The sequence below is a fragment of the Mediterraneibacter faecis genome, from assembly GCF_055383675.1.
In genome coordinates, this window is the sequence record NZ_AP043803.1 from 2,090,747 (window position 1) to 2,117,638 (window position 26,892).

Below are 26,892 nucleotides of genomic sequence, written 5' to 3' on the forward strand. Positions count from 1 at the left end.
TTTTCATTTCTATAATAAAGCATCTATCATAAAACATTGATATGCAATAACATTTCTAGAATAATGCAGAGCACTGCCAGCATAAACAGCTCACACAACTGCAGGAAGTATCCGGCAAGATCACCTGTAATACCTCCAAACTGTTTTCTGCTAAACTGATCATAATAAAAGAAAACAGCAAGTCCGACAACTGCTGCTGCCACTCCGCATAAACCTGCTGTCAGATAGAATCCGACTACTGTTGCAAATAGCCAGAAGATCAATACAATCCTTACATTTCTCTTCTGTGCACCGTCTTGAAATGTCCGAAGCAGTCCACTGTTCTTCGCTGCCTGAAACGTCACAACAGAAATTCCACTCAGCGAACGCGAGAACACAAACACGAGTGCTGCCGCAAATAAACGTTCTGTTCGCATTTCACTAAAAATCCCCACACACAGAAGGAAATAACAGCAAAGACTGATGATCGCAAATGCTCCCGTATGAGGGTCTTTCAGAATCTCCAGCTTCTTCTCCCGGTCTCCATAAGAACTTTTTGCGTCCATTGTATCTGCGAATCCATCCAGATGAATTCCTCCTGTTATAAAAACCGGAAGCAAAGTCAATACAACTGCATAAAAGAAAGTTCCTTCTCCCTTCCATATTGTGATCAGATTCCCGGCAACTATTTCCAATACTCCAATTATAACTCCGACCAATGGGAAAAAGCACATCGCATATCTCATATTTTTTTCATTCCAGTCTACCCGCGGCATCGGAATCTTAGAATACATAGCGATTGCAATGATCATTGCGTTCAATAACCACATTTTTCTTACTCCTCATCTTCACTTAAGTTCTTCATACTGCTCTACTTTAATCTCTTCAAAGGTACTCATCTTCCGATAAACATTCACACCCATCTCAAGAAGTGGAATTGCTGCAACTGCACCACTGCCTTCTCCAAGAGACATCTTCGCATCAATCAGATATGGAAGTTTCAGCTCTTCTAAGACCATTCGCCCCGCCGGCTCTCCGGAGCAATGTGATGCCAGGATATAATCCGCCGTCTCAGGAACCATACGCACTGCGCACAATGCTGCTGCAGAAGAGATGAACCCATCAATCAGAACCGGAATATGATAGATCGCACCTCCGAGAAATGCACCTGTCATTCCGGCAATATCAAGCCCTCCGACTTTGGACAAAACATCTAAAACATCTTCCTTGTCCGGCTGATGCTTTTCAATTGCTCTCTTAATTGCACGAATCTTTCTATTCAGCCCTTCTGAACTAAGGCCTGCGCCTCTCCCTGTCACATTTTCCACACTTTCATCAAGCAGAACGGACACAACAGCACTGCTGGTCGTTGTATTTCCAATCCCCATCTCACCGGTTGCAATCAGATCATACCCTTGTTCTGCCAACTCTTTGACCTTTCGTATGCCAATAAGAACGGCTTGTGCAGCCTGTTCTCTTGACATTGCAGGTTCCATCGCCATATTCTTTGTTCCGTACATCACTTTGTCTTTCGGATCTGTCACCGACGGAACATCTGTCACCATTCCAATATCAATTGGAAATAAATCCGCTCCGGCGGTCTCTGCCATAATACATACGCTCGTCGCACATTTTGTAAAATTATCCGCAACGATTGCGGTCACTTCCTGTCCGGTCTGGGTCACTCCCTCTGAAACAACTCCATTATCCGCACAAAAGATCAGCAAGCCTTTCTTTTTAATCTCAAAATCTGCTTCTCTTCGGATTCCTGCCATTCGGATCACGGCATCTTCCAGTTTTCCTAAGCTGAACAGTGGTTTTGCAACTGTTTTCCATCGTCTTTTTGCCTGTTCTTCATAGGATTTCTCCACCGGTTTTATCGTTTTGAATTTTTCAATCAATAATCTTTCATTTTCTTTCATCGACATCTTTTCATTTTTTGTCGTTTTTCTTTCATCATCTACCATTGTTATGTCTGCTTTTCTTATTATTTTCTTCTGATCTATAGTTTGTCTTTCTAACTTCACAAGCCAGTTTTTTCGCATTTTCTGGCATTATTCTCCTATTTTATCATAATTTTTTTCATTCTGATATATAAAAAAGCAACGGAATCTGTCATATTTTCCTTGTAATTTTTCATTATTTGACATTTTTCTTTTTTCTTCTTGCATTTTTAATATGAAATCTTTCATTTTTCCCAGTTCTTTGTTAAAAAATTTACGGGATTTTTATTGATTTTCTTCACATAATATGTATAATTAAAAAAGGATATGAAAAGCTTGCATGAGCAGCATTTTATTCTATCATTAGAAAGAAAGAGGTATATGTAAGATGGCAAAAATTGATTTAAGTAAGTATGGCATTACTGGAACAACAGAAGTCGTATACAATCCTTCCTACGAATTATTATTCGAAGAAGAGACAAAACCGGAACTTGAAGGTTTTGAAAAAGGACAGGAAAGTGAACTCGGTGCTGTCAATGTTATGACAGGTGTTTACACAGGACGTTCTCCTAAAGATAAATTCATCGTTATGGATGAGAACTCCAAAGATACAGTTTGGTGGACATCTGATGAATACAAGAACGACAACCACCCAGCTACAGAAGAAGCTTGGGCAGCTGTTAAAGATATCGCAATCAAAGAGCTCTCTAACAAGAGACTTTTCGTTGTAGATGCATTCTGCGGTGCTAACAAAGATACTCGTATGGCAATCCGTTTTATCGTTGAAGTAGCTTGGCAGGCACATTTCGTAACAAATATGTTCATTCAGCCAACAGAGGAAGAACTTGAGAACTTCGAGCCAGATTTCGTTGTTTACAATGCTTCCAAAGCTAAAGTTGAGAACTACAAAGAGCTCGGACTTAACTCTGAGACAGCTGTACTTTTCAACATCACAAGCAAAGAGCAGGTTATCGTTAACACATGGTACGGCGGAGAGATGAAGAAAGGTATGTTCTCTATGATGAACTACTTCCTTCCACTTAAGGGAATTGCTTCCATGCACTGCTCAGCTAACACAGACCTCAACGGAGAGAACACAGCAATCTTCTTCGGTCTTTCAGGAACAGGTAAGACAACACTTTCCACAGATCCTAAGAGACTCCTCATCGGTGATGACGAGCACGGTTGGGATGACAACGGAGTATTCAACTTCGAGGGTGGATGCTACGCTAAGGTTATCAACCTTGACAAAGAGTCTGAGCCAGACATCTACAACGCAATCGTTCGTGACGCTCTTCTTGAGAACGTTACACTTGACGAGAACGGAAAGATCGACTTTGCCGACAAGAGCGTAACAGAGAACACTCGTGTATCTTACCCGATCAACCACATTAAGAACATCGTTCGTCCAGTATCTTCTGCACCGGCAGCTAAGAATGTAATCTTCCTGTCTGCAGATGCTTTCGGAGTACTTCCTCCGGTATCTATCCTGACAGAGAATCAGACACAGTACTACTTCCTGTCTGGATTTACAGCAAAACTTGCTGGTACAGAGCGTGGAATTACAGAGCCTACACCAACATTCTCAGCTTGCTTCGGACAGGCATTCCTTGAGCTGCATCCTACAAAATATGCAGAGGAACTTGTTAAGAAGATGGAAGTTAGCGGAGCTAAGGCTTACCTTGTTAACACAGGATGGAACGGAACAGGAAAACGTATCTCCATTAAAGATACTCGTGGAATCATCGACGCTATCCTTAACGGAGCAATCAACAAAGCTCCTACAAAGACAATCCCATACTTCAACTTCGAGGTACCTACAGAGCTTGAGGGTGTTGACACAGGAATCCTTGATCCTCGTGACACATACGCTGACGCTGCTGAATGGGATGTTAAGGCAAAAGACCTTGCTCAGAGATTCATCAAGAACTTCGCTAAATACGAAGGAAATGAAGCTGGTAAAGCACTTGTTGCTGCAGGTCCTCAGCTGTAAGATTGTTCTTGTATTCCAAAATTCTGGGATTGATAGAATAAATATATGAATAGAAGCTGTGAAAGATGAAATTGCTTATCTTTCACAGCTTTTTCTTTTTGTAGACTTGATTTGCGGTTGCATTGATTTTGTTAAATTTCTTGGTTTTATCCAAAAATTATTGACTTCTTTTTCAAAAGTGATATCATAATGATATCAAATAAATTTCATTTTATTTCCAGAGGAGGAATCACTATGAATGAAAAAATATTATCAAATAAGAAAAATGGAATGGGAATGCTTTTACTATTTTGTCTGCTCTATCTGATTGCAATAGCAGGATGCGTTCTGTCCGCAATCGCACTGGAACATGAATTCTCAGCTCCACCGGTTATCGCTGGACTGGTTGTCAGCATTATCTGGCTGTGCATCGGATGGGTTCCATTTCTTGGATTGAAGGTGCTGAAACCACAGGAAGCTCTGGTTCTTACACTTTTTGGAAATTATATCGGTACACTGAAAGAAGCCGGATTCTATTTTGTCAATCCATTCTGTACCAGTGTAAACCCTGCTTCCAAGACAAAGTTGAGTCAGAGTGGAGATGTTGATAACAATTCCAAGAAGGGAGCAAATCTTTCCAGTCTCCTGGGTGTTTCTACAACAGGAACCACTGAAGAGTCTTCAAGCAAAAAGATTTCTCTCAAGGTTATGACACTGAACAACTCCCGTCAGAAGATCAATGACTGTCTCGGAAATCCGATTGAGATTGGTATTGCCGTAACATGGCGTGTTGTAGATACTGCGAAAGCTGTCTTTAATGTTGATAATTACAAAGAATATCTCTCACTTCAGTGTGATGGTGCTCTTCGTAATATTGTCCGCATCTATCCATATGACACTGCTCCTGATGTCGATACAACCGGTGATGGAAAGGCTGATGAGGGAAGTCTCCGTGGCTCCAGTGAGATTGTTGCAGCGCGAATCCGCGAAGAGATCCAGACGAAAGTGACAGACGCAGGGCTTGAGATCATCGAAGCAAGAATCACATATCTTGCTTATGCACCGGAAATCGCTGCTGTCATGCTCCAGCGTCAGCAGGCTTCTGCTATCATTGATGCAAGAAAGATGATTGTAGACGGAGCAGTTGGCATGGTTGAAATGGCTTTGGATCAATTAAGCGAGAAAGAAGTCGTAGAGCTGGATGAAGAACGTAAGGCTGCTATGGTATCCAATCTACTTGTTGTTCTGTGTGGAAACCATGACACACAGCCGATCATTAATTCCGGAAGTCTGTACTAGAAATGGCTGAAAAAGATAATAAAAAGAAGCAGGTTCCTCTCCGTCTTTCCGCTAAACTGTATGACGCAATCGCAGCCTGGGCAGAAGATGATTTTCGTTCCGTAAACGGTCAGATTGAATATCTTCTGACTGAGTGCGTCAGGCAGCGGAAGAAAAATGGAAAATATGTTTCCGAACATTTGGACGAACCGATTGATCTGGATATTTCATAGAGCCTAAAAAAACAGCAGCAGATGTTATTATAACGACATCTGTTGCTGTTTCTCTTTGTTCTATTCTCTGTAACCGCTTCTGCATTTTTCTACAAAATGCTCCGCAAATTCTTTACAAGATGGGTAATATAAATGCGGATATCCGGCTACAAGATTCTCTTCCAGATGCATGCATTCCCATCTTCTCTTTCCATCCGGCTTGACAGCAAGACAGTCATTCCCACTGTCTGTGCTATCCCAGTAATGAAACTCGTGTGCACGGATGTTCTCCCCCGGAAGAATCCAGCTGTTCGCTAAGCTCATCTGTTCTTTAAACTCAGAGATTGGATTCTCATCAGGACTTCTCTGTAAATTCACATATCCAAATCGAACCAGTTTACCTGTCGGAAAGGTTCTCCCTTTGATTCGCCCAACTAGTTTCCAGACATTTCCAGCGGTGTCTTCCATCTCTTCATGAAGATACATGAAACCACCACACTCTGCCAGACATGGAATCTTATCATCCAATGCTCTTCTTATTGATTCAAGCATGCTCTGATTTTCTGCCAATTCTTTTCCATACAGTTCAGGATAACCGCCACCGAGAAGAATTCCTTTCACATTTTCAGGAATTTTTTTATCATGAAGCGGACTGAATTCTATCACTTCACAGCCAAGGCTTTCTAATAGTTCAAGATTATCTTTGTAATAAAAACAGAAAGCTTCATCACGCGCCACTGCGATTCGAACTGGATCGTTCTTATTTTTTAAATTTCCAACCTTCTCCGATTCTTCAATAACTTCTGTTTTCCATACTGCTGCTTCACCGGCAATCTTTTCCAACAATTCAAGATCCACTGTTTTTGCCAGAATTTCTCCCGCCTGTCTTACCTTCTCCTGCAGATTTTCCATTTCCTGCGGTGTTACAAGTCCCAGATGACGGCTTTCCAGATGAAAAGCTTCATTTTCCGGCATGTAACCGACAATTTTAATCTCGTCATGCTCGATTCTCGCCAGTTCATTCTCCAACATTTCTTTTAATCTTGGATATAGCATTGCGGATACTCTGTTTAAGAGAATTCCACGAATATTGCTATCCGGACGAAATTCAACGATTCCTTTCACCGTAGCTACAAGTGTCATTGCTGCACCTCTCGCATTAATCACAAGGATCACTGGCAATCCTAGCGTCTGTGCGACATCATAAGAACTTCCTTTTACAGAATCAAGTGACATTCCGTCATAGAACCCCATAACGCCTTCGGTTATAGTAATATCCGCATCTTTCGTATGCTTTAGGTATCCCTCTTTCAAAATGTCTTCTTCCGAGAAGAACAGATCCAGATTCTTAGAATCAACGCCAAGAACTTCTCTATGAAACATAGGATCTATATAATCCGGGCCGCATTTACACGCACATACACGCTTTCCCTTTTGCTTAAACGTAGACATCAGACCACAGGCTGCAGCTGTCTTTCCGCTGTTACTGGAAACAGCAGACAACAAAAATCCTGGATTTTTTTTCTGATTTTTATTATTGCAAGCATTCTCTTTCATTTTTCTCATGATTCTCCTGTCTGTTTGTTTCCTTTTCTCTCATCTTATACCTGTCTAGGCTTTCTTCCACCTGCGGAAATAATATAAACCGGATTCTGTCCCATCATCATATGATATCTTCCAAGAACCTTTGATCTTGCTGCACTCACTTGTAGAATCTCCGCATCTGGAAGGATTCCCTCTTCCACAAGCCCCATCACTTCACTGACTGTCTCAAGTGAAATCGCATTGATCACGATTCGCACATCCGGATTTTTCTTCTGAAGCAATTGAACAATCTCTCTTAAGTTTCCGGAACTCCCGCCGATAAATGCATGTGTTGGTGCTTCTAAATCTTCCATTGCATGTGGCGCAAGCCCTTCTATGATTCGCACTCCGTCTGTCCTAAATTTCTTCCGATTCTGATCGATCAGTTTCACCCCTTCCGGATTCTTCTCAATCGCATACACACGGATCTGCTCACCTGCACGTGCAATTTCAATAGAAACGGAACCTGTTCCGGCGCCGATATCATACACAATTGCATCCTCGGTTAATTCAAGCTCTGCTATACTGACAGAACGCACTTCCGACTTCGTCATTGGCACCTTTCCTCGGAGAAATTCTTCATCTTTCAGATGCATACCGGCCGCCTTACAATAAGATGGATTTTCTACAAGAACTGCGCAAAGCCCTTCAAAATCTTCTGCCTTCATCTCGTACAATTTGCCCGAAAGTATCTTTTCTTCCTCATAAGACATCTGACATCCCACATGAACCTGCACGTCCCCTAAGCCATACTCTAGTAATGTCTCATAGAAATGACGCCCCGTGTCTTTTCCTCCGAGAAGCAGAAAGGTCTTCGAATGTCTGTGAATCGTCTGTACAAAATTCATGTCTTTTCCATGAAGACTCAGGATTTTTGCATCTTCCCATGAAACACCGACTTTTGATGCAAGATAAGAAAGTGAGGAAATTCCGGGGAGGATTTTTATTTTCTTTTCCTCAACAAGGCTCAATTTTTCCAGCAACTGATTCCGCAAATTCTTCGCTCCACTATAAAATCCTGTATCTCCGGAAAGAAGAATTACAATTTGCTTATACTCTTTGTGTTTCTGAAGATAAGATATGATCTTTTCCGTTCTATATTCTTGATACTTGGTGCATTCTCTTGTACACTTTTCCTCAGAATTTCTAAGCTTGATTGCACAAGCAAGCATTCGTTCTGCTCCAATCAGGCAATCAGCCTCTTCTATCAATTTTCTAACTTCTGCCGTAATTAATTCTTTAGATCCCATTCCTATTCCCGCAAGGATAATTTGTCGTGATTCCATTTCATCTCCCACTATATAACTATTTTTCCCTTGATTCTTTTGGTTTCTATCTGCTATAATAAAATCTAGAAACGGGTTTTTACCACACTTCTTGTTGTGGCCTGCCCGTTTCTTTTTTCTTATAACAGTTTATACCCCCTCGGTGTCACCATCCGCCCATTCAGTTCCATCGTCCTTGAATTTCCGATAAACACGGTTGTAAACATATCCACCTTTGTATCTCTAAGTTCTTTCAATGACAGAATCTGATATGTTTCTCCTTCACGTCCGATATTCTTCACATAACCGCAGATATTTCCCACATCTCTGTACTGAAGCAGTATATCACAGGCTTTCTGCAGATAATCTGCGCGCTTCTTACTTGACGGATTGTAAAGGCAGATGACAAAATCAGCCATTCCTGCCGCATGCAGACGTTTCTCAATCGTTTCCCACGGTGTCAGAAGATCGCTTAAGCTGATTACAGCAAAATCATGCATCAAAGGTGCGCCAAGCACTGCTGCCCCGCCGGATGCCGCTGTAATTCCCGGAACCACTTCAATCTGGATGGAAGGGTATTCTTTTCCTATCTCGAAGATCAATCCTGCCATTCCATACACTCCGGCATCTCCACTACAGATCATTGCAACGTCCTGACCTTTTTCTGCTTCTTCAAAAGCCATTCTGCAGCGTTCCGGTTCTTTCCGCATCGGAGTGCTCAAAAATATCTTATCAGGAAACTGCTCTTTCACAAGATCAATATAAACATTGTAACCAATCAAAACAGGGCAATGCTCCAATACTTTCTGTGCACGCACTGTCATCTGCTCTTCTGCTCCCGGTCCGAGTCCTACTACATATACTGTACTCATTTGCTCTGTCCCTCTGCTTCCTGTCTCATCTCTGTGCTTTGATTCTCTCCGGTTTGTCCTAATTCCTTCTTAGAACAGGATGCTTGTCTGAATTCTGTCGTAAATGTCGGATCATAAAGCTTTGATCTCTCATAAGTCCCGTCAAGCACTTCTCCGACTACGATCAGCGCTGTCTTGGTGACATCCGCCTCGCGTGCAGTCTGTTCCAGCGTTCCTACTGTGCAGCGAAGTACTTTCTGTTCCGGCCAGGTCGCTTTATAAACAATCGCTGCCGGTGTATCTTCGCTGTATCCGCCTTCGATCAATTCTGCTGAAAGTTCCTTTAACAGTCCTGTGCTCAAGAATAAAACCATCGTCGCCTGATGTGCCGCAAAGCTTCTGACTGACTCTTTCTCCGGCACTGGTGTCCTTCCCGCCATTCTCGTGATCACGACAGACTGAGAGATCCCCGGCAATGTATACTCTGCTTCCAGTGCTGCCGCAGCTCCGCAAAATGAACTGACACCCGGACAATCTTCATATGGTATCTCAAGCTTCTTCAGCTCGTCCATCTGCTCACGGATCGCACCATAAAGGCAAGGATCTCCTGTATGCAGACGAATGATCTCTTTTCCGTCTCCGTGTCCCTTTACCATTACTTCCAGTACTTCTTCCAATGTCATCTTTGCACTGTTGTATATTTCACAACTTTCTTTACACAGTTTAAGTAATCCCGGGTTCACAAGTGAACCTGCATAGATTACAATATCTGCCTCCTTCAAAAGTCTTTGTCCGCGTACTGTGATCAGATCTTCTGCTCCCGGACCTGCTCCTACAAATGTAATCATAATTCTTCCTGCCTTTTCTATCTTTTCCTGTCTTTTACAATTAGAAGGGAATAGTATCCCGCATCTTCTGAAATCTCTTCCACTGATCGGACAATACGTTCGTCGTCCATTCCACAGTTTTCTACAAGACAGATATCCTGACTGCTCCCCTGTAAAAACTCTTTTATCTGTCCCATCTTTTTTCCGGTCTTCATCAAAATCTTTGTTCCCGATAACTGCAGACCTTCTCCTGCCTCATAAGAGCCCGGTAAAATATGAATCTGCTCTTCCTGTTCTCCAAGTGGCTGATTCAGTCTTGCAGCTGCTGCACAAAAAGATGGGATTCCTGAAACTGTCTCAACCTGATAACCATCCTGTTCGATCATCTGCTCTATATACATACATGTAGAATAAACCGTTGGATCTCCCAGCGTCAGGAATGCCAGATTCCATCCTTTCTCAAGAAACTGCTCTATCACTTCTGCTCCCCGTGCATGAATCTTTCTCAGCTTTTCCTTATCTTTGATCATTGGCATTGGGAGAAAAAGAATCTGCTTTTCCTTAAGCTCTGAAACTGTCTGCACTGCAATCTGATAAGCTGTACAGCTTTCTAAATATCCTGCTGCTCTATTTTCCATCTCATTTTGTTCTAGCAGTAGCGGCTCTGTCAATTCTCTATTTGAAACCGGAAGTACTATTACATCACAGTCCCTGATTGTTCGAACTGCTTTTAATGTCATTAATTCAGGATCTCCCGGTCCCACTCCGATTCCATAAAATTTTCCTGCTTGTTTCATCTATTCTCCTGTATCTTCTTTAACAACTCATCCGCATTTTCTGACTTTCCAAGAATGCCATCCTCTGTTGAAAATAAAATCACACCGATTTCCATTTCTTCCCCTGCTCTGTTCTTTAAGAAGAATTCAATACGTTTCATCACACTTTCCATCACCGGCTCAATCAACTTCTCCCTGCGCAGTATTTCCATTGCTTCGGTTGTATTGATACAATCCATGATTTCCCGCACAACTGCTGCATCTGCATCATTCATTGCTGCATGCACACCAAGTACTTCCATTCGACAATCTGCCTGTCTGGAATGCGTATTCATCACTCCTGCGGCCAGCTTAATAAACTTTCCTATATGTCCGATCAACAAGATTCCTTTCATTCCAAGAAGCTTTGCATCCTCAATTGTCTCGCCGACATAATTACTGCATTTTACTGAAAGTGCGGTGTCCACATGCAGCTTTTTCCGTAAGAAGTCCATCCCATAATTTCCCGGAACAACATAACACCAATCTGTTCCATTTTCTTTGAGCATCTTCATTTCCAGATAAATCGTATCCGTCAGTGCCTTCTCACTCATTGGTTCCACGATACCTGTTGTTCCTAAGATTGAGATTCCTCCCTCAATCCCCAGTCTTGGATTAAATGTCTTCTTCGCAACCTCTGCCCCTTCCGGCACGGATAGGCGCACTTGCAGATTTCCTGTATACTCATACTTCCTGCAAACTTCTTCCACTGCTTCACAGATCATTCTCCGCGGTACTTTGTTGATTGCTGCCTGACCGATTTTCTGTTCCAGTCCAGGCTTCGTTACCCGACCGATTCCAACACCACCATCCAGATTGATTTTCTCGGAAAGATCCACACTATTCTCCGAATTTATTTTACTCTTCTTCTCTACCTTTTGAACTGTTGCATAAACAAGTATTCCATTCGTCACATCCGGATCGTCTCCACTGTATTTTCGCACTGCACATGAAACTTCTGACTTCTTACGCATGATCTCTTCCAACTCAAGATACAGTTCAATCCCCTTCGGCGTCAGCAGTCTCACCTGGCGAATCTCTTCTCCCGACAATAACATCTCTGCTGCCGCTTTTGCCGCCGCTGCCGCACAGCTTCCTGTCGTATATCCCATCTGAAGTCCCGATCTTGTTCTTCCGATTTCCTTCATCAATATTCAATCCCTTTTCTCGCGTAGATTCCCTGATCAAACGGATGCTTCACTTTCTTGATTTCTGACACATAATCTGCCAGTTCTACAAGCTTTTCATCCGGATTTCGTCCAGTCAGAACAATCTCCAGTTCTTTTGGTTTCTTCTCCAGGAACTCGATTGCTTCCTCCTTCGGAATCAAATCATACTTATACGCTGCCATAAACTCATCGATTACAAGCACATCATATCTTCCTGTAAGAATCTCTAATTCAATCGCTCTCCATAACCGCAGATAAGTTTCCCTTACTTCCTGCTTTTTCTCTTCGGAAAGATTTTTAAAAAAGCCATAAGACTTTTCAAGATGAAGTACTTTAATCTGAGAAATATCATCGAGAATCGCCAGTTCTCCGGAAGATTCATTTTTTAAAAACCGGGTAAATAAAACCTTAAGTCCACTTCCTGCAGCACGGACTGCAAGTCCAATTGCCGCTGATGTCTTTCCTTTTCCGTCTCCACAATAAATGTGTATCAATCCCTGTTCCATTTTCTCATCTCCTGTTCTGCTTCCTCTACCGACAAGCCTTCTTCTATCGGCCTTCCAATTACGAGAAGAACTGCACCTGCCTGCTCTGCTGCTTCAAGCTTTTCTGCAAATCCTCCATTCTTTCCGGATTCTTTTGTTACGAAATATTTTGCCTCTGTCTGATGAAGAAGTGCAAGATTCATTTCCCTGGAAAACGGGCCTTGCATTGCAATCAAATGCTTCCCTGAAAATCCGAGATCTATACTCTGCATCACTGAAGGGAGTACGGAAAGTACTCTTGCATAGCACCGCTCTTTATAATTTGTCAAACGAGTATATTTATCCAGTTCTTTACTGCCTGTTGTTATCAGTATATTTCCCTGCGTCTGCTCGAGATAGTCCACGGCCTCTTCCACGCTATTCACACAGACTACAGAACTGTCACTCTTAGTAATCGCATTTGTTCTTTCACAAGCAAACTTTTCTGACCTGACTGCCTTTGCTTCTGTCAAAAAATCTCTTAAACATCGTAAATACTCTATTCCGCTGTTTTTACATGCCCGCTGTATATTTTCCGTCACTATAACTGCAAACGGATGCGTCGCATCTATGACAAGCCCTACCTGCTCTTTTTCAAAGAATGCTTCCATCTCCTGCTGATCCATACGTCCGTGGATTACACGAAGTTCTGCCTTCTTATTCTTCTCTTTTTGCAACTGCAGATCATTTTCCAATAGTTCTTCCCCATATTCTGTCGCAGCACTTACGATACAGGGAATTCCTTTTTTAACGGCGTATTCTGCCAGCTGTCGTCCCTCTGTCGTACCGGCAAAAATAAGAATATTTTTCTTCATCAAATCACCCACATTTACATTTATTTAATAAACTTATCGATTGCCTCGTCAAGAGCACGGATTGTCTCCATATCATTCTGCTCAATAGCTTCCACAATACAATGATCCAGATGATTCTTCAAAATCACTTTTCCTGTATTATTGATTGCAGAACGAACTGCCGCAAGCTGGATCAATACTTCACTGCAATCTTCATCGCGCTCCACCATTCGCTTCACTGCCTCAAGATGTCCGATTGCTCTGGATAAACGATTCATTACCTTCTTCTTTTCTTCTGCACTGTGTACATGACGGTGAACATGTCCTGTGCCGCCATGATCGTGATGATGTACATGTGACTCTGCCACCCCATCTCCGTTATGATGCACGTGGGTATATTCTGTTCCGTCCTCACGGAAATGCGTATGCTCTTTCATAATCATCCATCGAACCCTTTCTTTTTACTCTGTCACTGATTATAAAGCAAAAACTTGTTTTCTTCAACTTGTTCCGCATAAGTTACTTACTGTTCATACTGTGTGCGACCGGCAACCACAAAATTTTCTCTTGCATTTTTCCAAAAGCCGTGATATCTTAATATGCAAGACAAAGACGTCTGACAGAAAGGTAAGAGATTGCCTTTCTATCAGGCGTCTTTTTTGCATTATCAGATGAATTGGGAGGATTTAGAAAATGAACACCGGAAACACTGCTTTTATGATGATCTGCACTGCGCTTGTCTTCTTTATGACACCGGGACTTGCCTTCTTCTATGGCGGTCTTGTGCGGAGAAAAAATGTATGTAACACAATGATGGCCTGCGTTGCGATCATGGGACTATCTGTTCTTCTTTGGACCATGTTTGGCTATTCTCTTTCTTTTGGCAGCAATCACGCCGGAATTATCGGAGATTTCCGCTGGGCTTTTTTAAATGATGTCGGCTGGGAAGCCGGTCCGTATGCGGATACCATTCCGCATCTTGTATTTGCTGCATTCCAGATGATGTTTGCCATGATTACTCCGGCACTGATCACCGGTGCTGTGGTCGGAAGGATGAGATTTAAGGCATTATTTGCATTTATTGCACTGTGGTCTTTCCTTGTTTACTATCCGATGGCTCATATGGTCTGGGGAGAGGGCGGATTCCTTGCAGCAATCGGCTCCGTTGACTTTGCAGGCGGAAATGTAGTACACATCAGTTCCGGTGTCAGCGCCCTGGTTCTCGCAACATATCTTGGCAGAAGAAAAGGATACGAAAAAACATCTTACCGTATCCATAATATTCCTTTTGTTGTACTTGGAGCTTCCCTGCTCTGGTTCGGGTGGTTTGGATTCAATGCAGGAAGTGCCCTGGCGGCAGATGGACTTGCAGCTCATGCATTTATGACAAGTGCAATTTCTTCCGCAGCTGCTCTCGTATCCTGGATGCTGATCGATGTGATCAAAGACGGGAAGCCTACTCTGGTCGGTGCTTCTACCGGACTGGTTGTCGGACTGGTTGCTATTACACCTGGTGCTGGCTTTGTTCCGATCTGGTCTTCCTATATCATCGGTGCACTGGTCAGCCCGATCTGCTACTTTACAATGAACTTCATTAAGCATAAACTGAAAATAGATGATGCACTGGACGCATTTGGCTGCCATGGAATCGGCGGTGTGTGGGGTGGAATCGCCACCGGACTTTTTGCAAAAACTTCTATTAACTCTGTCGCAAGATGGGACGGACTGGTCTTCGGTAATGTTCATCTCTTCGTTGCACAGGTATTAAGCATTATCATCACTGCGGCTGTTGCAGTTGTCGGTACTCTGATCTGCATTGGAATTATCCGTATCTTCACTCCACTGCGCGTAGATCAGAAGGAAGAAGCTCTTGGACTGGATATCTCCCAACATGGTGAAAATGCATATCCGTCCTTCAACGGATTCGACTAATATAATCTGTCCAAAATTTATATATTCATTAATACAGGAGGATTTTTAAAATGATGATTAAAGTAGAAGCTATCGTTCGGGAAGAGAAATTTGAGGATGTCAAGGCTGCCTTAAATGAAATAGAAGTCAATGGTATCACTGTCTCCCAGGTCATGGGATGTGGTGCACAGCGCGGTTATAAGGAGATTGTCCGTGGTTCTGAGATTGAGATTTTCATGCAGCCGAAAATCAAATTTGAAATTGTTGTCTCTTCCGAAGAATGGGAGAAAAAAACAATCGAAGCAATCCAGAAAGCTGCCTATACCGGTGAAGTCGGTGATGGTAAGATCTTCAGCTATGAAATCCGGAGTGCCATGAAGATCCGCACCCGTGAGACAGGATATGATGCACTCCAGTCAAAAGAACAGATACTTTAGTAGAAAAAAAGTTCCAGAATGTCGGAAAGATTCTGGAACTTTCTTTCGTTTTAAAATTGAAGTGTTACTTCTGTCTCTGTCAATGCCACCGTCATCTGCTCTCTTATGCACTTGGGACACAGCAGTTCTCCGTCAGCATCTGCTGTCCGTGCGGCTCTCTCACACACATTGTCAACACCTGTCACCTGTTTCACAAACCGTGATGTGGCTGATACCTCTGTAATCTTCTCTAACTGTTCTGCCGGATAAGTTGCAAACGGTACTTTATATTTCTGCGCATAGGCCAAAATCGCAGGTTCTTCTTTCTTAAGATCAATCGATGCAAGCTGTTTTAACTGCGTAGGTTCAAGTCCATACCCTTCCAGAACATCGTTTAGACCCTTTTCAAAAAGTTCTTTTGAAATCTGTTTTCTACAGCCTACTCCTGCCGTGATATTGATTGGATACAAAAGGAGAATGCATGGCTTACGCTCACATCCACATACGTTATTCCTGACATCTCCCCACAGAGAACCCGCCAGGGATTCCACGAACTGTCTCCCTTCTTCTGCGGTCTTTGTGATCACGATCACAGGATGTTCCTCTGCAAAGGAGTACAATTCTTCCTGTGAACCACATAGTATAAGTTCTTTTAAACAGATTTTCTGAAAATCTTCCTGTTCAAATACCAGTCCTTCACCGATCCACAGACCGACCTGCTTTCCATCCAGCACTGCGGCTGATATCTGCTTCGCTGCTTCGCGCTCTGTAAGATACAGGTGATTCTTCTTTGCAAAAACATCTACTGCAAATTTCCCCTGAACATCAGTCGCTGTTGTCTGTACCGGAACTGCACCGGTCCATACTGCAAGCTGATTGGAAAGTTCCACCGCACCCCCGAGATGTCCTGACAGCAGTGGAATCACATATCCTGATTTTTCATCCATGACTACGACCGCTGAATCAGTGAATTTATCCTTTACATAAGGTGCAATATATCTCACTGCAATTCCAACTGCACCAATAAAAAGGAAGGATGTCTCTCCCCATCCTTCCCTGATCAGCTCTTTTGGATTCTCCGGAAACGGAAGAACGTCAGCGAATGCATATCCGGCAGGTGCATAGTTCTGACACGTAATCCCTTCGTTCCGGAACTGACTTCCAATTCTCTCACCAAGTCTTGTTCCTGCCTGTGTAAAACTTAATATAACAACCTTCACGTTCCATTCTCCCTTAATTCCTTGAAACTATTCTTCTGTCTCTTCTTTCACAGACTCTTCTACTGCATCCACTGCTTCTTCTGCGGCCTCAGTAACCGCCTCAACTGCTGCTTCCGCAGCCTCTGTAACGCTCTCTTCTGCTTCCTCTGCCTCTTCTCTTACTTCCTGAGCCAGATCATCCGCTTCAAAAATATCTTCTTCCTCTGTTACAGGTGATCCGCAGTATGGGCAGAAAGCCATATCTTTCGCAACCATCTTGCCACACCGTGTACACTCACACGCGCCTTTGAGCCCTTCAATCTTATTCTCATACTCTTCTATGCTTTCCTTGCGGCTTGCAATTGCCTCGCACAGTCCCTTGGAAGCCTCATCGAGTTCTTCTCCATTCTCAAATCTGTCATAAATACTCTGACCAAGTTCCATCAGATCTTCTGCATTTCCTCTTGCAAGTTCTCTGATCTGCGCTTTTAATTTCTGTATCTCAATCGCATCTCCTGCCTTTGCTGTCACTGCCTCTGCTGTCTCGCTCAGACGTTTTCCTAAATCTTCAAAAAAATCTTTCATACTGAAATCTCCCTTCTTATCATTGCTGTATCATCTCAACCACCAAAAAGGTGATCTACAATTTCTCTTGGTCTTATTATATCGTATTCTTCCAGTTTTTGAAGTCATTTTCTATTATTTTTAGACTAATTTCATAAATAGAATCCTTCTTGCATATCCTTTCTACAACTCAACTCAGGAGTCATCTTATGAATGATCTTGAAACTTGCAGGGAACAGATACTCTCCGAAGATACACGCGACTTCATCAGTAATCCGCTGCGCACTCCACTGTTCAATGAACTTCTGAAAAAAGATCCATGCACCCAGGATGCCGGACTTGGATATCAGTGCATTTACTTTTCCAAAGAACTTGTAGAGCCAATCTCTCTGGCGCGTTTTTCTTACAATTCCATTCCGAATTGTTTTGCTCCTGTCGCTATGGAGACATTGAACCAGACCGGCATCCTTCCCGTGCAGAACTATCCGGCACTTCAATTAAAAGGAAAAGGAGTTCTGATTGGATTTCTTGACAGCGGGATTGACTATCAAAACAAAGTTTTCCGCAATCTGGACGGTACCACGCGAATTGCGGCAATTTGGGATCAGACTATCCAAAGCGGAACTCCACCCAGAGACTTCTTCTACGGAAGTGAATACCGTAAGGAAGAGATTGATCTGGCACTTTCTTCTGATTCCCCACTGTCACAGGTCCCTTCTGTCGATATCGACGGACATGGAACTTATATTGCCAGTCTCGCTGCCGGAAATGCTGACGCTGACGAACAGTTTCTGGGAGCCGCTCCGGAATCTACTCTCGCTGTTGTCAAATTAAAACAAGCGAAGCAATATCTGCGGGATTATTACTGCATCCCGGAAACAGCCGTCTGCTATCAGGAAACAGATCTGATCCTTGGATTAAAATATCTGAATGATCTGGCAGATGAACTGGGGCTTCCACTTGTCATGTGTATCACTATAGGCTCTAATCTTGGCGGTCATGTCGGCACGCTTCCGCTTCCCGCATTACTTGGCAGCTACAGTCTGATGCCCGACCGGATTGCTGTGGTTGGCACGGGAAATGAAGCAGACAAACGTCATCATTATTTCAATACGATCCAGTCAGAAAATGACCGTAAAACTGTAGAAATCCGAGTTGGTGAAAATGTATCCGGATTCACTTTAGAACTTTGGGTACTGATTCCCAATCTCTTCTCAATTTCAATTATTTCACCGTCCGGGGAAAATACATCCAAAATTCCATTTCATGTAGGCACAAGCGCCGACATTGATTTTCTCTTTGAAAAGACTCGCGTCTCTGTTGACTATCGGCTTCTGGTCGAAAAAGCAAGCTCTGAACTCATCTTCTTCCGTTTCCGTACTCCGGCAGAAGGCATTTGGAAAATCATCGTAGAACCGACCCGCCTGATTAATGGTGATTTCCATATCTGGCTTCCTGTCACAGAATTTTTAGACGGAGAAGTCTATTTCCTTGAATCAGATCCTTACACGACTCTTACAAACCCGGCCAATGCCCCTAGTCCTCTGACGGTCTCTTATTACGACGGCAGCAATGGTGCAGTCGCCCAGGCATCCGGACGCGGCTATACAAGAACAAGCTTTGAAAATCCTTCCATCACTGCTCCCGGGATTAATATCAAAGGAGCTCTTCCAGGAGACCGTTTTGCCGTGCGCAGCGGCTCCTGCGCCGCAGCCGCTATCACCGCCGGGGCAGTCGCACTTATGTTAGAATGGCAGCTCTATGAACGCAAAATGCCCGGCATCGATGTATTCCAGATCAAAAGCCTTCTTGTTCTTGGAGCCATCCGACCAGACAGTATGGAATACCCTAACCGTGAATGGGGATACGGACAATTAAACCTCTATAACACATTTGAGGTCATGAGACAGCTTTAACTGTCCCATGACCTCAAAGTTTCTACAATATCTTTTATCGATTCTTTTCTCTTTTGTTCTATCTGTTATCTTCTCGATTCTCATAGTAGCTTGTAACCTTCTTAGCATCTTCTACCTGTGTTGACGGTCCTGTTCCAGGAGCGAACACTACTTTCAGAAGAATCGGTGTGATGACTGTTGTAATAACAACCACTACGATAACTGGTCCTAAGATGGAAGAACTCATAAGTCCGAGTGCGGAACCTTTACTTGCTACGATCAAGGCAACCTCACCACGGGAGATCATTCCCACTCCGATTCGTTTCGCCTGATAATTCTTGTAACCACAAATCTTTGCACCAAGTCCACAGCCGACTATCTTAGTAAGAACTGCCACAACTGTAAGAACAACTGCGAACATAATGATGGATACTGACATCTGTGGAAGGTTTACCTTCAGACCGATACTTGCGAAAAATACCGGTGACAGAAGCAGGTAAGACAACGTATCAAACTTAGACTCCAGATAAGTGGATCTCTGTACGTTGGAAATAATTAATCCTGCGATATATGCACCTGTAATATCTGCAACACCGAAAACTTCTTCTGCGATAAATGCCATAAGCAGGCAGAATACAAATGCAATAATCGTATGACGATGCAGTTCCTTCTCAGCTCCGTCAACCCATTTCTTATACATCTTATAGAAAACAAATCCTACAACACCTGAAAATACGAAGAATCCCACGATTTTAATCAGAACCATTCCAATCTTTACAGAATCATCTGCAAGACTTGTAACGATTGTCAGTGCGATAATACCGAGAACGTCATCAATGATCGCAGCACCAAGGATTGCATTTCCTGAACGGCTCTTCAATGCTCCTAATTCTTTCAATGTCTCTACTGTAATACTTACAGACGTTGCTGTGAGTACAACTCCAATAAAGACATTCTGAAGAACGACAGGGGATGACAGGTTACTTCCTGCCATACTCGGCCGGTTAAAGAACCACGCCACTGCATAACCGCCGATCAGCGGAACAATAACACCGCAAAGCGCAATAACAAAAGAAGCTTTTCCGCTTGCTTTCAGTTCCTTGATGTCCGTCTCCATACCTGCGGTAAACATCAGAACGATAACTCCGATCTCTGCGACTTCATGGATAAATGAAGTCTCTGCCAGAATTCCAAATCCTGCCGGTCCGAGGATCAATCCCGCCAGAAGTGCGCCAACAACCTGCGGCATCTGTACTCGTCTTGTTAATAGTCCAAGTAATTTTGTAGATATAAGAATAATTGCTAAATCCAGTAAGTATCTGTATGTGTCCATTTTTCTCTCTTCCTTTTTGTGATTTTTTTAAACTAATTCCCCAATCAGTTTTCAGATTTTTGAACAAAACTTCTCTTTCTAAAATCTCACTTTATCCATCTAATCTCGGTACTGCCTGGCCTCTCAACTGAATAACCGGTCCGCCGGTACCTTCTATATAAGCTCTTGTAATTGTTACTTCTCCAATATTATCATCTTTCGGAATCTCATACATAATATCCAGCATAAATTCCTCAATGATTGCACGCAGTGCTCTGGCTCCGGTATCTTTTTCCATTGCCTTTTCTGCAATTGCTTCTAATGCGCTGTCATCAAACTCAAGCTTCACTTCGTCTAATGCCAGCAGCTTCTGATACTGTTTTAAAATTGCATTTTTCGGCTCTTTTAAGATCTTGACAAGCATCTCTTTGTCGAGACCCTTTAATGTAAATACAATCGGAAGACGTCCTAAGAACTCCGGGATCATACCGAATTTTCTTAAATCCTCAATTGTCACCTTAGAAAGCAGCTCTTCATCATGCTCGACTGTATCTTTTAGTTCTGCATTGAATCCCATCGACGTTTTCTTCTGCAGACGCTCTTTGATAATGTCTTCAAGATCCGGGAATGCACCTCCACAGATAAACAGAATATTTTTTGTATTCACTGTTGTCAGTGGAACCATCGCATTCTTGCTGTTCGCGCCTACCGGAACTTCAACTTCACTTCCCTCTAAGAGTTTGAGCATTCCCTGCTGCACAGATTCACCACTCACATCTCTCTGACTGGAAGTTTTTTTCTTGGCAATCTTATCGATCTCATCGATAAAAATGATTCCCTGTTCCGCACGCTCGACATCATTGTCTGCTGCTGCAAGAAGCTTGGAAACAACACTTTCGATGTCATCACCGATATATCCTGCCTCTGTAAGAGATGTTGCATCTGTAATCGCCAACGGCACATCTAAAAGCTTCGCCAGTGTCTTAACCAGATATGTTTTACCACATCCTGTAGGCCCAATCATGAGCATATTTGATTTCTCTATCTCAATCTCATCCATTGTTCCTGTTGCTACACGTTTGTAATGATTATAAACTGCAACAGAGATTGCTTTCTTTGCATACTCCTGTCCAACGATATATTCGTCCAGACGTGCTTTGATCTTATGTGGTGCCGGAATTTTCTTAATATCCAGCTGTTTGAATTCTTTCGGCTCTTTCTTCTTCTTTTTGATCTTCTGTGCCTTTGGCTGCATATTTTCAAGATCAGAAAGATTCATAAAGTGTACCCCCGGAATGTTCATCATGCTGCTTAGATCCATAGAACTATTGTTCATCATATCAAAGCTTCTCTGCATACAATCCGGGCATACTGCGATATTATTCGGAAGCTCAACCATCTTCCCAGTCACACTCTCCGGGCGATGACAAATAAAACATATTCTCTCATATCCGTCATCATCTTTTTCAGAATGGTCAGAAGTTGTCACTTCTTTTTTTTCTTCTTCCCTGCCAGTGTCCTGTCTGTTGTCTTCCTTGTTTGTCTCTTCTTCATCTACAATGATAAAATCATTTTCTGACATAGGTTGTCCCTTTCTATCGTATGAACATCGCATCCCCAAAACTGAAGAAACGATATCTTTCTTTTACTGCCTCCTCATACGCTGCCATCACATGCTCTTTTCCGGCTAATGCAGAAACAAGCATGATCAGTGTAGATTCCGGCAGATGGAAGTTCGTGATCAACGCATCCAGAATCTTGAACTGATATCCCGGATAGATAAAGATTTCTGTCCAACCACTGCATTCTTTTAATCTTCCATTCTCATCGGCAGCGGATTCGATTGTTCTGCAGCTTGTTGTTCCGACACAGATGACACGATGTCCTACTTCTTTTGCATGGTTGATTTTCTGTGCAGACTCTTCAGTAATCATATAAAATTCTGAATGCATATGGTGATGCTCCACATCATCTACCTTCACCGGACGGAACGTTCCAAGTCCGACATGAAGTGTAACCGGTGCGATCTCCACACCTTTCGCGCGAATCTCTTCCAAAAGCTCCGGTGTGAAATGAAGTCCGGCCGTCGGTGCTGCCGCAGAACCTGAGTGTACCGCATAGACAGTATTATATCTGTCCTTATCCTGAAGCTGATGTGTAATATACGGTGGAAGCGGCATCTGTCCTAACTGGTCCAGAATCTCCTCGAAGATTCCTTCGTATTCAAAATGGATCAGACGATTTCCTTCCTCCACTACATCCATAACTTCTCCGACAAGTAGGCCGTCTCCAAAGCTGATTCTTGCTCCCGGTCTTGCCTTTTTTCCAGGCTTTACCAATGTCTCCCAGACATCATCTGCTCCTCGTTTTAAAAGAAGCACTTCTATCTTTGCTCCGGTGTCTTCCTTTGCTCCGATCAGTCTGGCCGGAATTACTTTCGTATCATTGATAACCAGACAATCTCCTGGATTCAGTTCATCGATAATCTCACGAAATACATGATGCTCTGTCTTCCCTGTCTCTTTATCAAGTATCATAAGGCGGGAGGAAGAGCGGTCCTCCAAAGGATCCTGTGCGATCAGTTCCTCCGGAAGATCATAATAAAAATCACTTGTTTTCAATGCTCTTACCCTCTCTTCTTACTTTCTCAACTCAATACCAAGTTCTTCCAGACCGGAAAGAATGCGATCCATTGCTGCTGTAATTTCAGCTTCTTCCAGTGTCTTATCCTTTGCACGGAATACGATAGAATAAGCAACTGACTTGAATCCTGCTTTGATCTGAGCACCTTCATAGATGTCAAACAGGTTAAAGCTCTCTAAATGAGCGCCGCCCTTTTTCTCGATCACATCTTCAATCTGTCCAACAAGAATCTCTTTCGGAACAACCATACTGATATCTCTTGTTACTGCAGGATATTTTGCAATTCCTGTGTATTTTCTGTCAAATGTAGCATATGGGATGATTTCAGGCATATCCAAAACTGCAACATATGCGCGCTCACCGATTCCATAGATATCAGCAACTTCCGGATGAACCTCTCCGAGATATCCAACTACTTTTCCATCATAAATGATGTTTGCCTGGCGTCCCGGGTGAAGGAATGACTTTCCTGCATTCGGATCGTATTTCTCTCTGCCCTTCATACCGATTTTCTCAAAGAACTCTTCCACTACGCCTTTCATGTTGAAGAAATCTCCATCTCCATACATTCCAAGTGTAAACTGCATTCTCTCATCCGGAAGCTCTGTCAGTGGAAGCTCCTGCGGAATGTAAATATTACCCATCTCATACAGACGAACATTCTTGTTTCTTCTGTTATAGTTTGTTGCAAGAGAAGTCAGCATACCGTTTAAGGATGTTGTACGCATGATACTGTAATCTTCTCCAAGTGGATTCATAATGGAAATCGCATTGCGAAGCTTGGAATCTTCTGGAAGAAGAAGCTTGTCAAATACCTTCGGGCTCTCGAAGGAGTAAGACATTCCCTGGCTGAATCCACAGAACTCAGCAATATCACTTGCCACCTGCTCAATACGAAGCTTGAACGGAAGCTTACCTGTTGTAGCCTCTCCAGACGGAAGTGTTGTCGGGATATTGTCATATCCGAAAAATCTTGCAACTTCCTCTGCAAGGTCAGCTAATCTGAACAGATCGTGACGGAATGTCGGTGCGATCACTTCTTTTGTCTCTGCATCGTAATCAAGATCGATTTTCTTGAAATATCCAAGCATATCTTCCTCAGAAATATTTGTTCCGAGCATACGGTTGATCTTCTCTGCATCAAATGGAACACGTACAGGCTCTTTCTTCTTGCTGTATACGTCAATTGCTCCTCCGACAACTTCACCAGCTCCAAGCTCTTCTACAAGCTGGCAGGCACGGTTCAGTGCTGCCATCGCATTGTTCGGATCAAGTCCCTTCTCAAACTTACCGGAAGCATCTGTACGAAGTCCGACACGCTTACTGGACTTACGGATGTTCACACCGTCAAAACAAGCTGCCTCAAAAAGCATTGTCTTCACGTTATCTGTGATCATGGAATTCTCTCCTCCCATGATTCCGGCGATTCCAACAGCTTTTTCTCCGTCACAGATCATCAGAACATCTTTGTCCATTGTTCTTTCCTGTCCATCCAGTGTAACGAACTTCTCTCCATCCTGTGCATTCTTAACTACGATCTGATGTCCTGCAAGTGTATCAAGATCATAAGCATGCATTGGCTGTCCGTACTCTTCCATTACATAGTTTGTAATATCAACCAGGTTGTTGATCGGACGGATTCCAACAGATGACAGTCTGCGCTGTAACCACTTTGGTGATGGTCCGATCTTAATATTCTTAACCGCTCTTGCGCAGTATCTGGAACACAGATCTGTATTCTCTACAGTCACCTTTACATAATCATTGACATCCTCATCATTTCCTGTCTCTGTCACAACCGGTGGTTTAAACTCTTTATTAAATGTAGCAGCTGCTTCACGTGCGATACCTACTACACTGTAGCAGTCTACACGGTTTGATGTGATCTCATACTCGAAAACAACATCATGAAGACCAAGAAGCTCTACTGCATCTGCTCCAACCTCTGTATCTTCCGGGAAAATGTAAATACCATTCTCCGGCTGTTCCGGATACATCTCCTTTGTAGAACCAAGTTCTTCGATAGAACACATCATTCCGTAACTTGGAACTCCACGGAGTTTTCCTTTCTTAATCTTAATTCCACCGGCAACTCTCTGTCCCGGCTCATGTCCGCCTGCAACGCGTCCACCGTCTAATACAACAGGAACCTTCGCTCCCTCGAACACATTTTTTGCACCTGTTACGATCTGAATAACCTCAGCTCCGATATTCACCTGGCAAACTACCAGCTTGTCCGCATCCGGGTGTTTCTCAATTTTCTCAATCTGACCCACAACGATCTTGTCAAGGTCTGCATCCAGCTCCTCGAATCCTTCAACCTTTGTTCCTGTCAGAGTCATTGCATCTGTATATTCCTGCGCTGTCACGTCAAGATCCGGGACATACGCTTTGATCCATGATAATGAAGTATCCATTTTATATCTCCTTTTTTAGTTTAATTTCATCAAAGGGGCGGCTCTAAAATCCAACGGCTCTGCGCCGTTGTCGCGCCGCATTCGCGCCGCTTGAAGATTTTATCGCGCTCGTTAGAACTGTTTCAGGAATCTGATGTCGTTCTCGTATAATAAACGCATATCGTCGATTTCGTATTTCAGAAGAGCGATACGCTCCAGTCCTACACCGAATGCAAATCCGTTGTACTCTTCCGGATCAATTCCGCACATCTCGAGAACATGTGGATGAACCATACCACATCCAAGAATCTCGATCCAGCCTGATCCTTTACAGAAACGACATCCCTTGCCGCCACACTTAAAGCAGCTTACATCAACCTCAGCACTTGGCTCTGTAAATGGGAAATGATGTGGACGGAATTTTGTCTTTGTGTCCGGTCCAAACAGCTCTTTTGCGAATACTTCAAGTGTTCCTTTCAGGTCAGCGAAGGAAATGTTCTTGTCGATCACAAGACCCTCGATCTGATGGAAGGATGGTGAATGTGTTGCATCTACTTCGTCAGAACGGAATACACGTCCCGGTGCGATCATACGAATCGGAAGTTTTCCCTGCTCCATCACACGGGCCTGTACCGGAGATGTCTGTGTACGAAGTACGATATCTTTATTAATATAGAAAGTATCCTGCTCATCCTTTGCCGGATGATCTGCCGGAATGTTCAGCTTCTCAAAGTTGTACAGATCATACTCAACTTCCGGTCCTTCTACAACTTCATATCCCATGCCTACGAAGATACGCTCTACTTCTTCCAGTGCGATTGTGTTCGGATGTCTATGTCCTACACTGTTCTTCTTAGATGGAAGTGTAACATCGATTACTTCTGCTTTCAGCTTCTCTTCACGAATCGCTTTCTCCATTCTTGTCTTAGATTCCTCTAAGAGTTCCTCAATTGCTGCTCTTGTATCATTCACAAGCTGTCCAACCTTCGGACGTTCCTCCGGTGCAACATCTTTCATTCCTTTTAATACGGCTGTCAGTTCACCTTTTTTACCAAGAAACTTTACACGCACGTCATTGAGTTTCTCCGGAACGTCAGCCTCCTGAATTCTTGCGACTGCTTCCGCTTTAATCTGTTCCAGTCTTTCTTTCATCGTTTTCTCCTTTCTTAACTCACTTATCAGGGATGAATATTTTCATAAAGAAAGACCTCATCCCAAAAGGGACGAGGTCTGAATCACTCGCGGTACCACCCTGATTCCTGCAGTCTGATCTACAGGCACTCTAAGTTGTGTAACGTACAACATACGACATTCTCTACTTTTCACATCCGGACATATCCGTT

Annotated in this window: 24 protein-coding genes and 1 other annotated feature (1 of these 25 running past the window's edge); of the genes, 6 read left to right on the forward strand and 18 right to left on the reverse strand. The window is 43.2% G+C overall.

Going from position 1 to position 26,892, the window contains the following annotated elements; translation table 11 throughout:
* Positions 1-26 precede the first annotated feature (26 nt).
* Together cobS and cobT are read right to left on the reverse strand one after the other, a co-directional pair.
* Positions 27-809 carry an adenosylcobinamide-GDP ribazoletransferase gene (gene cobS, locus ACZ47Z_RS09905; RefSeq protein ID WP_464525539.1) on the reverse strand — a complete coding sequence of 261 codons (783 nt, stop codon included), beginning with the start codon at positions 807-809 and terminating at the stop codon, positions 27-29.
* Between the two features lie 18 nt (positions 810-827).
* Positions 828-1,901, reverse strand: a complete 1,074-nt coding sequence (cobT, locus tag ACZ47Z_RS09910) for a nicotinate-nucleotide--dimethylbenzimidazole phosphoribosyltransferase (protein ID WP_464526054.1) — start codon at positions 1,899-1,901, stop codon at positions 828-830.
* A 409-nt stretch (positions 1,902-2,310) separates the two neighbouring features.
* Here cobT and pckA point away from each other — a divergent pair, with 409 nt between their 5' ends.
* The 3 genes from pckA (at position 2,311) to ACZ47Z_RS09925 (ending at position 5,405) form a co-directional block, all read left to right on the forward strand.
* A complete protein-coding gene (gene pckA / locus ACZ47Z_RS09915; RefSeq protein ID WP_054753500.1) occupies positions 2,311-3,915 on the forward strand; it encodes a phosphoenolpyruvate carboxykinase (ATP) in 1,605 nt (534 codons plus the stop codon).
* A 234-nt stretch (positions 3,916-4,149) separates the two neighbouring features.
* Entirely contained in the window at positions 4,150-5,193 is a 1,044-nt protein-coding gene (locus tag ACZ47Z_RS09920; protein WP_054753497.1) for an SPFH domain-containing protein, read from the forward strand.
* A 2-nt stretch (positions 5,194-5,195) separates the two neighbouring features.
* Positions 5,196-5,405 carry a type II toxin-antitoxin system antitoxin gene (locus ACZ47Z_RS09925; protein WP_015527809.1) on the forward strand — a complete coding sequence of 70 codons (210 nt, stop codon included), beginning with the start codon at positions 5,196-5,198 and terminating at the stop codon, positions 5,403-5,405.
* A gap of 60 nt (positions 5,406-5,465) precedes the next feature.
* Here ACZ47Z_RS09925 and ACZ47Z_RS09930 read toward each other — a convergent pair whose 3' ends face one another.
* The 9 genes from ACZ47Z_RS09930 to ACZ47Z_RS09970 all read right to left on the reverse strand — a co-directional run bounded on the left by ACZ47Z_RS09930 (position 5,466) and on the right by ACZ47Z_RS09970 (position 13,656).
* Positions 5,466-6,950, reverse strand: a complete 1,485-nt coding sequence (locus tag ACZ47Z_RS09930; protein ID WP_464525540.1) for a cobyrinate a,c-diamide synthase — start codon at positions 6,948-6,950, stop codon at positions 5,466-5,468.
* A 35-nt stretch (positions 6,951-6,985) separates the two neighbouring features.
* The gene (cbiE, locus tag ACZ47Z_RS09935) at positions 6,986-8,254 is read right to left on the reverse strand and encodes a precorrin-6y C5,15-methyltransferase (decarboxylating) subunit CbiE (RefSeq protein ID WP_464525541.1); all 1,269 of its coding nucleotides are present in this window, start codon (positions 8,252-8,254) and stop codon (positions 6,986-6,988) included.
* Between the two features lie 119 nt (positions 8,255-8,373).
* On the reverse strand, positions 8,374-9,105 hold the full coding sequence (cobJ, locus tag ACZ47Z_RS09940) for a precorrin-3B C(17)-methyltransferase (RefSeq protein ID WP_020437143.1): 732 nt from the start codon (positions 9,103-9,105) through the stop codon (positions 8,374-8,376).
* A complete protein-coding gene (gene cobM / locus ACZ47Z_RS09945; protein ID WP_117825654.1) occupies positions 9,102-9,932 on the reverse strand; it encodes a precorrin-4 C(11)-methyltransferase in 831 nt (276 codons plus the stop codon). Before cobM ends, cobJ begins: the two co-directional genes overlap by 4 nt.
* 17 nt (positions 9,933-9,949) lie before the next feature.
* The gene (cobI, locus tag ACZ47Z_RS09950) at positions 9,950-10,708 is read right to left on the reverse strand and encodes a precorrin-2 C(20)-methyltransferase (RefSeq protein WP_117569674.1); all 759 of its coding nucleotides are present in this window, start codon (positions 10,706-10,708) and stop codon (positions 9,950-9,952) included.
* Positions 10,705-11,874 carry a cobalt-precorrin-5B (C(1))-methyltransferase CbiD gene (gene cbiD, locus ACZ47Z_RS09955; protein WP_464525542.1) on the reverse strand — a complete coding sequence of 390 codons (1,170 nt, stop codon included), beginning with the start codon at positions 11,872-11,874 and terminating at the stop codon, positions 10,705-10,707. Before cbiD ends, cobI begins: the two co-directional genes overlap by 4 nt.
* Positions 11,874-12,401, reverse strand: coding sequence for a cob(I)yrinic acid a,c-diamide adenosyltransferase (locus tag ACZ47Z_RS09960; RefSeq protein WP_054753488.1), 528 nt, complete (start codon positions 12,399-12,401; stop codon positions 11,874-11,876). The genes cbiD and ACZ47Z_RS09960 overlap by 1 nt, the downstream gene beginning before the upstream one ends.
* Positions 12,386-13,234, reverse strand: coding sequence for a precorrin-6A reductase (gene cobK / locus ACZ47Z_RS09965; RefSeq protein ID WP_054753576.1), 849 nt, complete (start codon positions 13,232-13,234; stop codon positions 12,386-12,388). The genes ACZ47Z_RS09960 and cobK overlap by 16 nt, the downstream gene beginning before the upstream one ends.
* A gap of 20 nt (positions 13,235-13,254) precedes the next feature.
* Positions 13,255-13,656, reverse strand: coding sequence for a metal-sensing transcriptional repressor (locus ACZ47Z_RS09970; RefSeq protein ID WP_015527800.1), 402 nt, complete (start codon positions 13,654-13,656; stop codon positions 13,255-13,257).
* 250 nt (positions 13,657-13,906) lie between these two features.
* On the opposite strand from ACZ47Z_RS09970, the gene ACZ47Z_RS09975 reads away from it, so the two are divergent.
* The gene (locus tag ACZ47Z_RS09975) at positions 13,907-15,145 is read left to right on the forward strand and encodes an ammonium transporter (protein ID WP_118175144.1); all 1,239 of its coding nucleotides are present in this window, start codon (positions 13,907-13,909) and stop codon (positions 15,143-15,145) included.
* Between the two features lie 50 nt (positions 15,146-15,195).
* Complete coding sequence (locus ACZ47Z_RS09980; protein WP_020437135.1) at positions 15,196-15,561, forward strand: P-II family nitrogen regulator; 366 nt, start codon at positions 15,196-15,198, stop codon at positions 15,559-15,561.
* A gap of 50 nt (positions 15,562-15,611) precedes the next feature.
* Here ACZ47Z_RS09980 and ACZ47Z_RS09985 read toward each other — a convergent pair whose 3' ends face one another.
* Positions 15,612-16,760 (reverse strand): cobalt-precorrin 5A hydrolase, encoded by a 1,149-nt coding sequence (locus tag ACZ47Z_RS09985; protein ID WP_464525543.1) that lies wholly within the window; start codon positions 16,758-16,760, stop codon positions 15,612-15,614.
* A gap of 27 nt (positions 16,761-16,787) precedes the next feature.
* Positions 16,788-17,324, reverse strand: coding sequence for a zinc ribbon domain-containing protein (locus tag ACZ47Z_RS09990; RefSeq protein ID WP_054753486.1), 537 nt, complete (start codon positions 17,322-17,324; stop codon positions 16,788-16,790).
* 188 nt (positions 17,325-17,512) lie between these two features.
* Here ACZ47Z_RS09990 and ACZ47Z_RS09995 point away from each other — a divergent pair, with 188 nt between their 5' ends.
* Entirely contained in the window at positions 17,513-19,219 is a 1,707-nt protein-coding gene (locus ACZ47Z_RS09995; RefSeq protein ID WP_464525544.1) for a S8 family peptidase, read from the forward strand.
* A gap of 58 nt (positions 19,220-19,277) precedes the next feature.
* Here ACZ47Z_RS09995 and ACZ47Z_RS10000 read toward each other — a convergent pair whose 3' ends face one another.
* From ACZ47Z_RS10000 to pheS, 5 genes are all read right to left on the reverse strand, one after another.
* The gene (locus tag ACZ47Z_RS10000) at positions 19,278-20,531 is read right to left on the reverse strand and encodes a cation:proton antiporter (RefSeq protein ID WP_117825639.1); all 1,254 of its coding nucleotides are present in this window, start codon (positions 20,529-20,531) and stop codon (positions 19,278-19,280) included.
* A gap of 91 nt (positions 20,532-20,622) precedes the next feature.
* On the reverse strand, positions 20,623-22,092 hold the full coding sequence (gene clpX, locus ACZ47Z_RS10005) for an ATP-dependent Clp protease ATP-binding subunit ClpX (RefSeq protein ID WP_117539536.1): 1,470 nt from the start codon (positions 22,090-22,092) through the stop codon (positions 20,623-20,625).
* A 13-nt stretch (positions 22,093-22,105) separates the two neighbouring features.
* Positions 22,106-23,131 (reverse strand): tRNA preQ1(34) S-adenosylmethionine ribosyltransferase-isomerase QueA, encoded by a 1,026-nt coding sequence (gene queA, locus ACZ47Z_RS10010; protein WP_278733542.1) that lies wholly within the window; start codon positions 23,129-23,131, stop codon positions 22,106-22,108.
* Positions 23,132-23,149: 18 nt separating this feature from the next.
* On the reverse strand, positions 23,150-25,570 hold the full coding sequence (gene pheT / locus ACZ47Z_RS10015; RefSeq protein ID WP_054753482.1) for a phenylalanine--tRNA ligase subunit beta: 2,421 nt from the start codon (positions 25,568-25,570) through the stop codon (positions 23,150-23,152).
* Positions 25,571-25,681: 111 nt separating this feature from the next.
* Entirely contained in the window at positions 25,682-26,701 is a 1,020-nt protein-coding gene (gene pheS / locus ACZ47Z_RS10020; RefSeq protein WP_015527792.1) for a phenylalanine--tRNA ligase subunit alpha, read from the reverse strand.
* Between the two features lie 64 nt (positions 26,702-26,765).
* Positions 26,766-26,892, reverse strand: a binding site (T-box leader) (it continues 148 nt past the right edge of the window).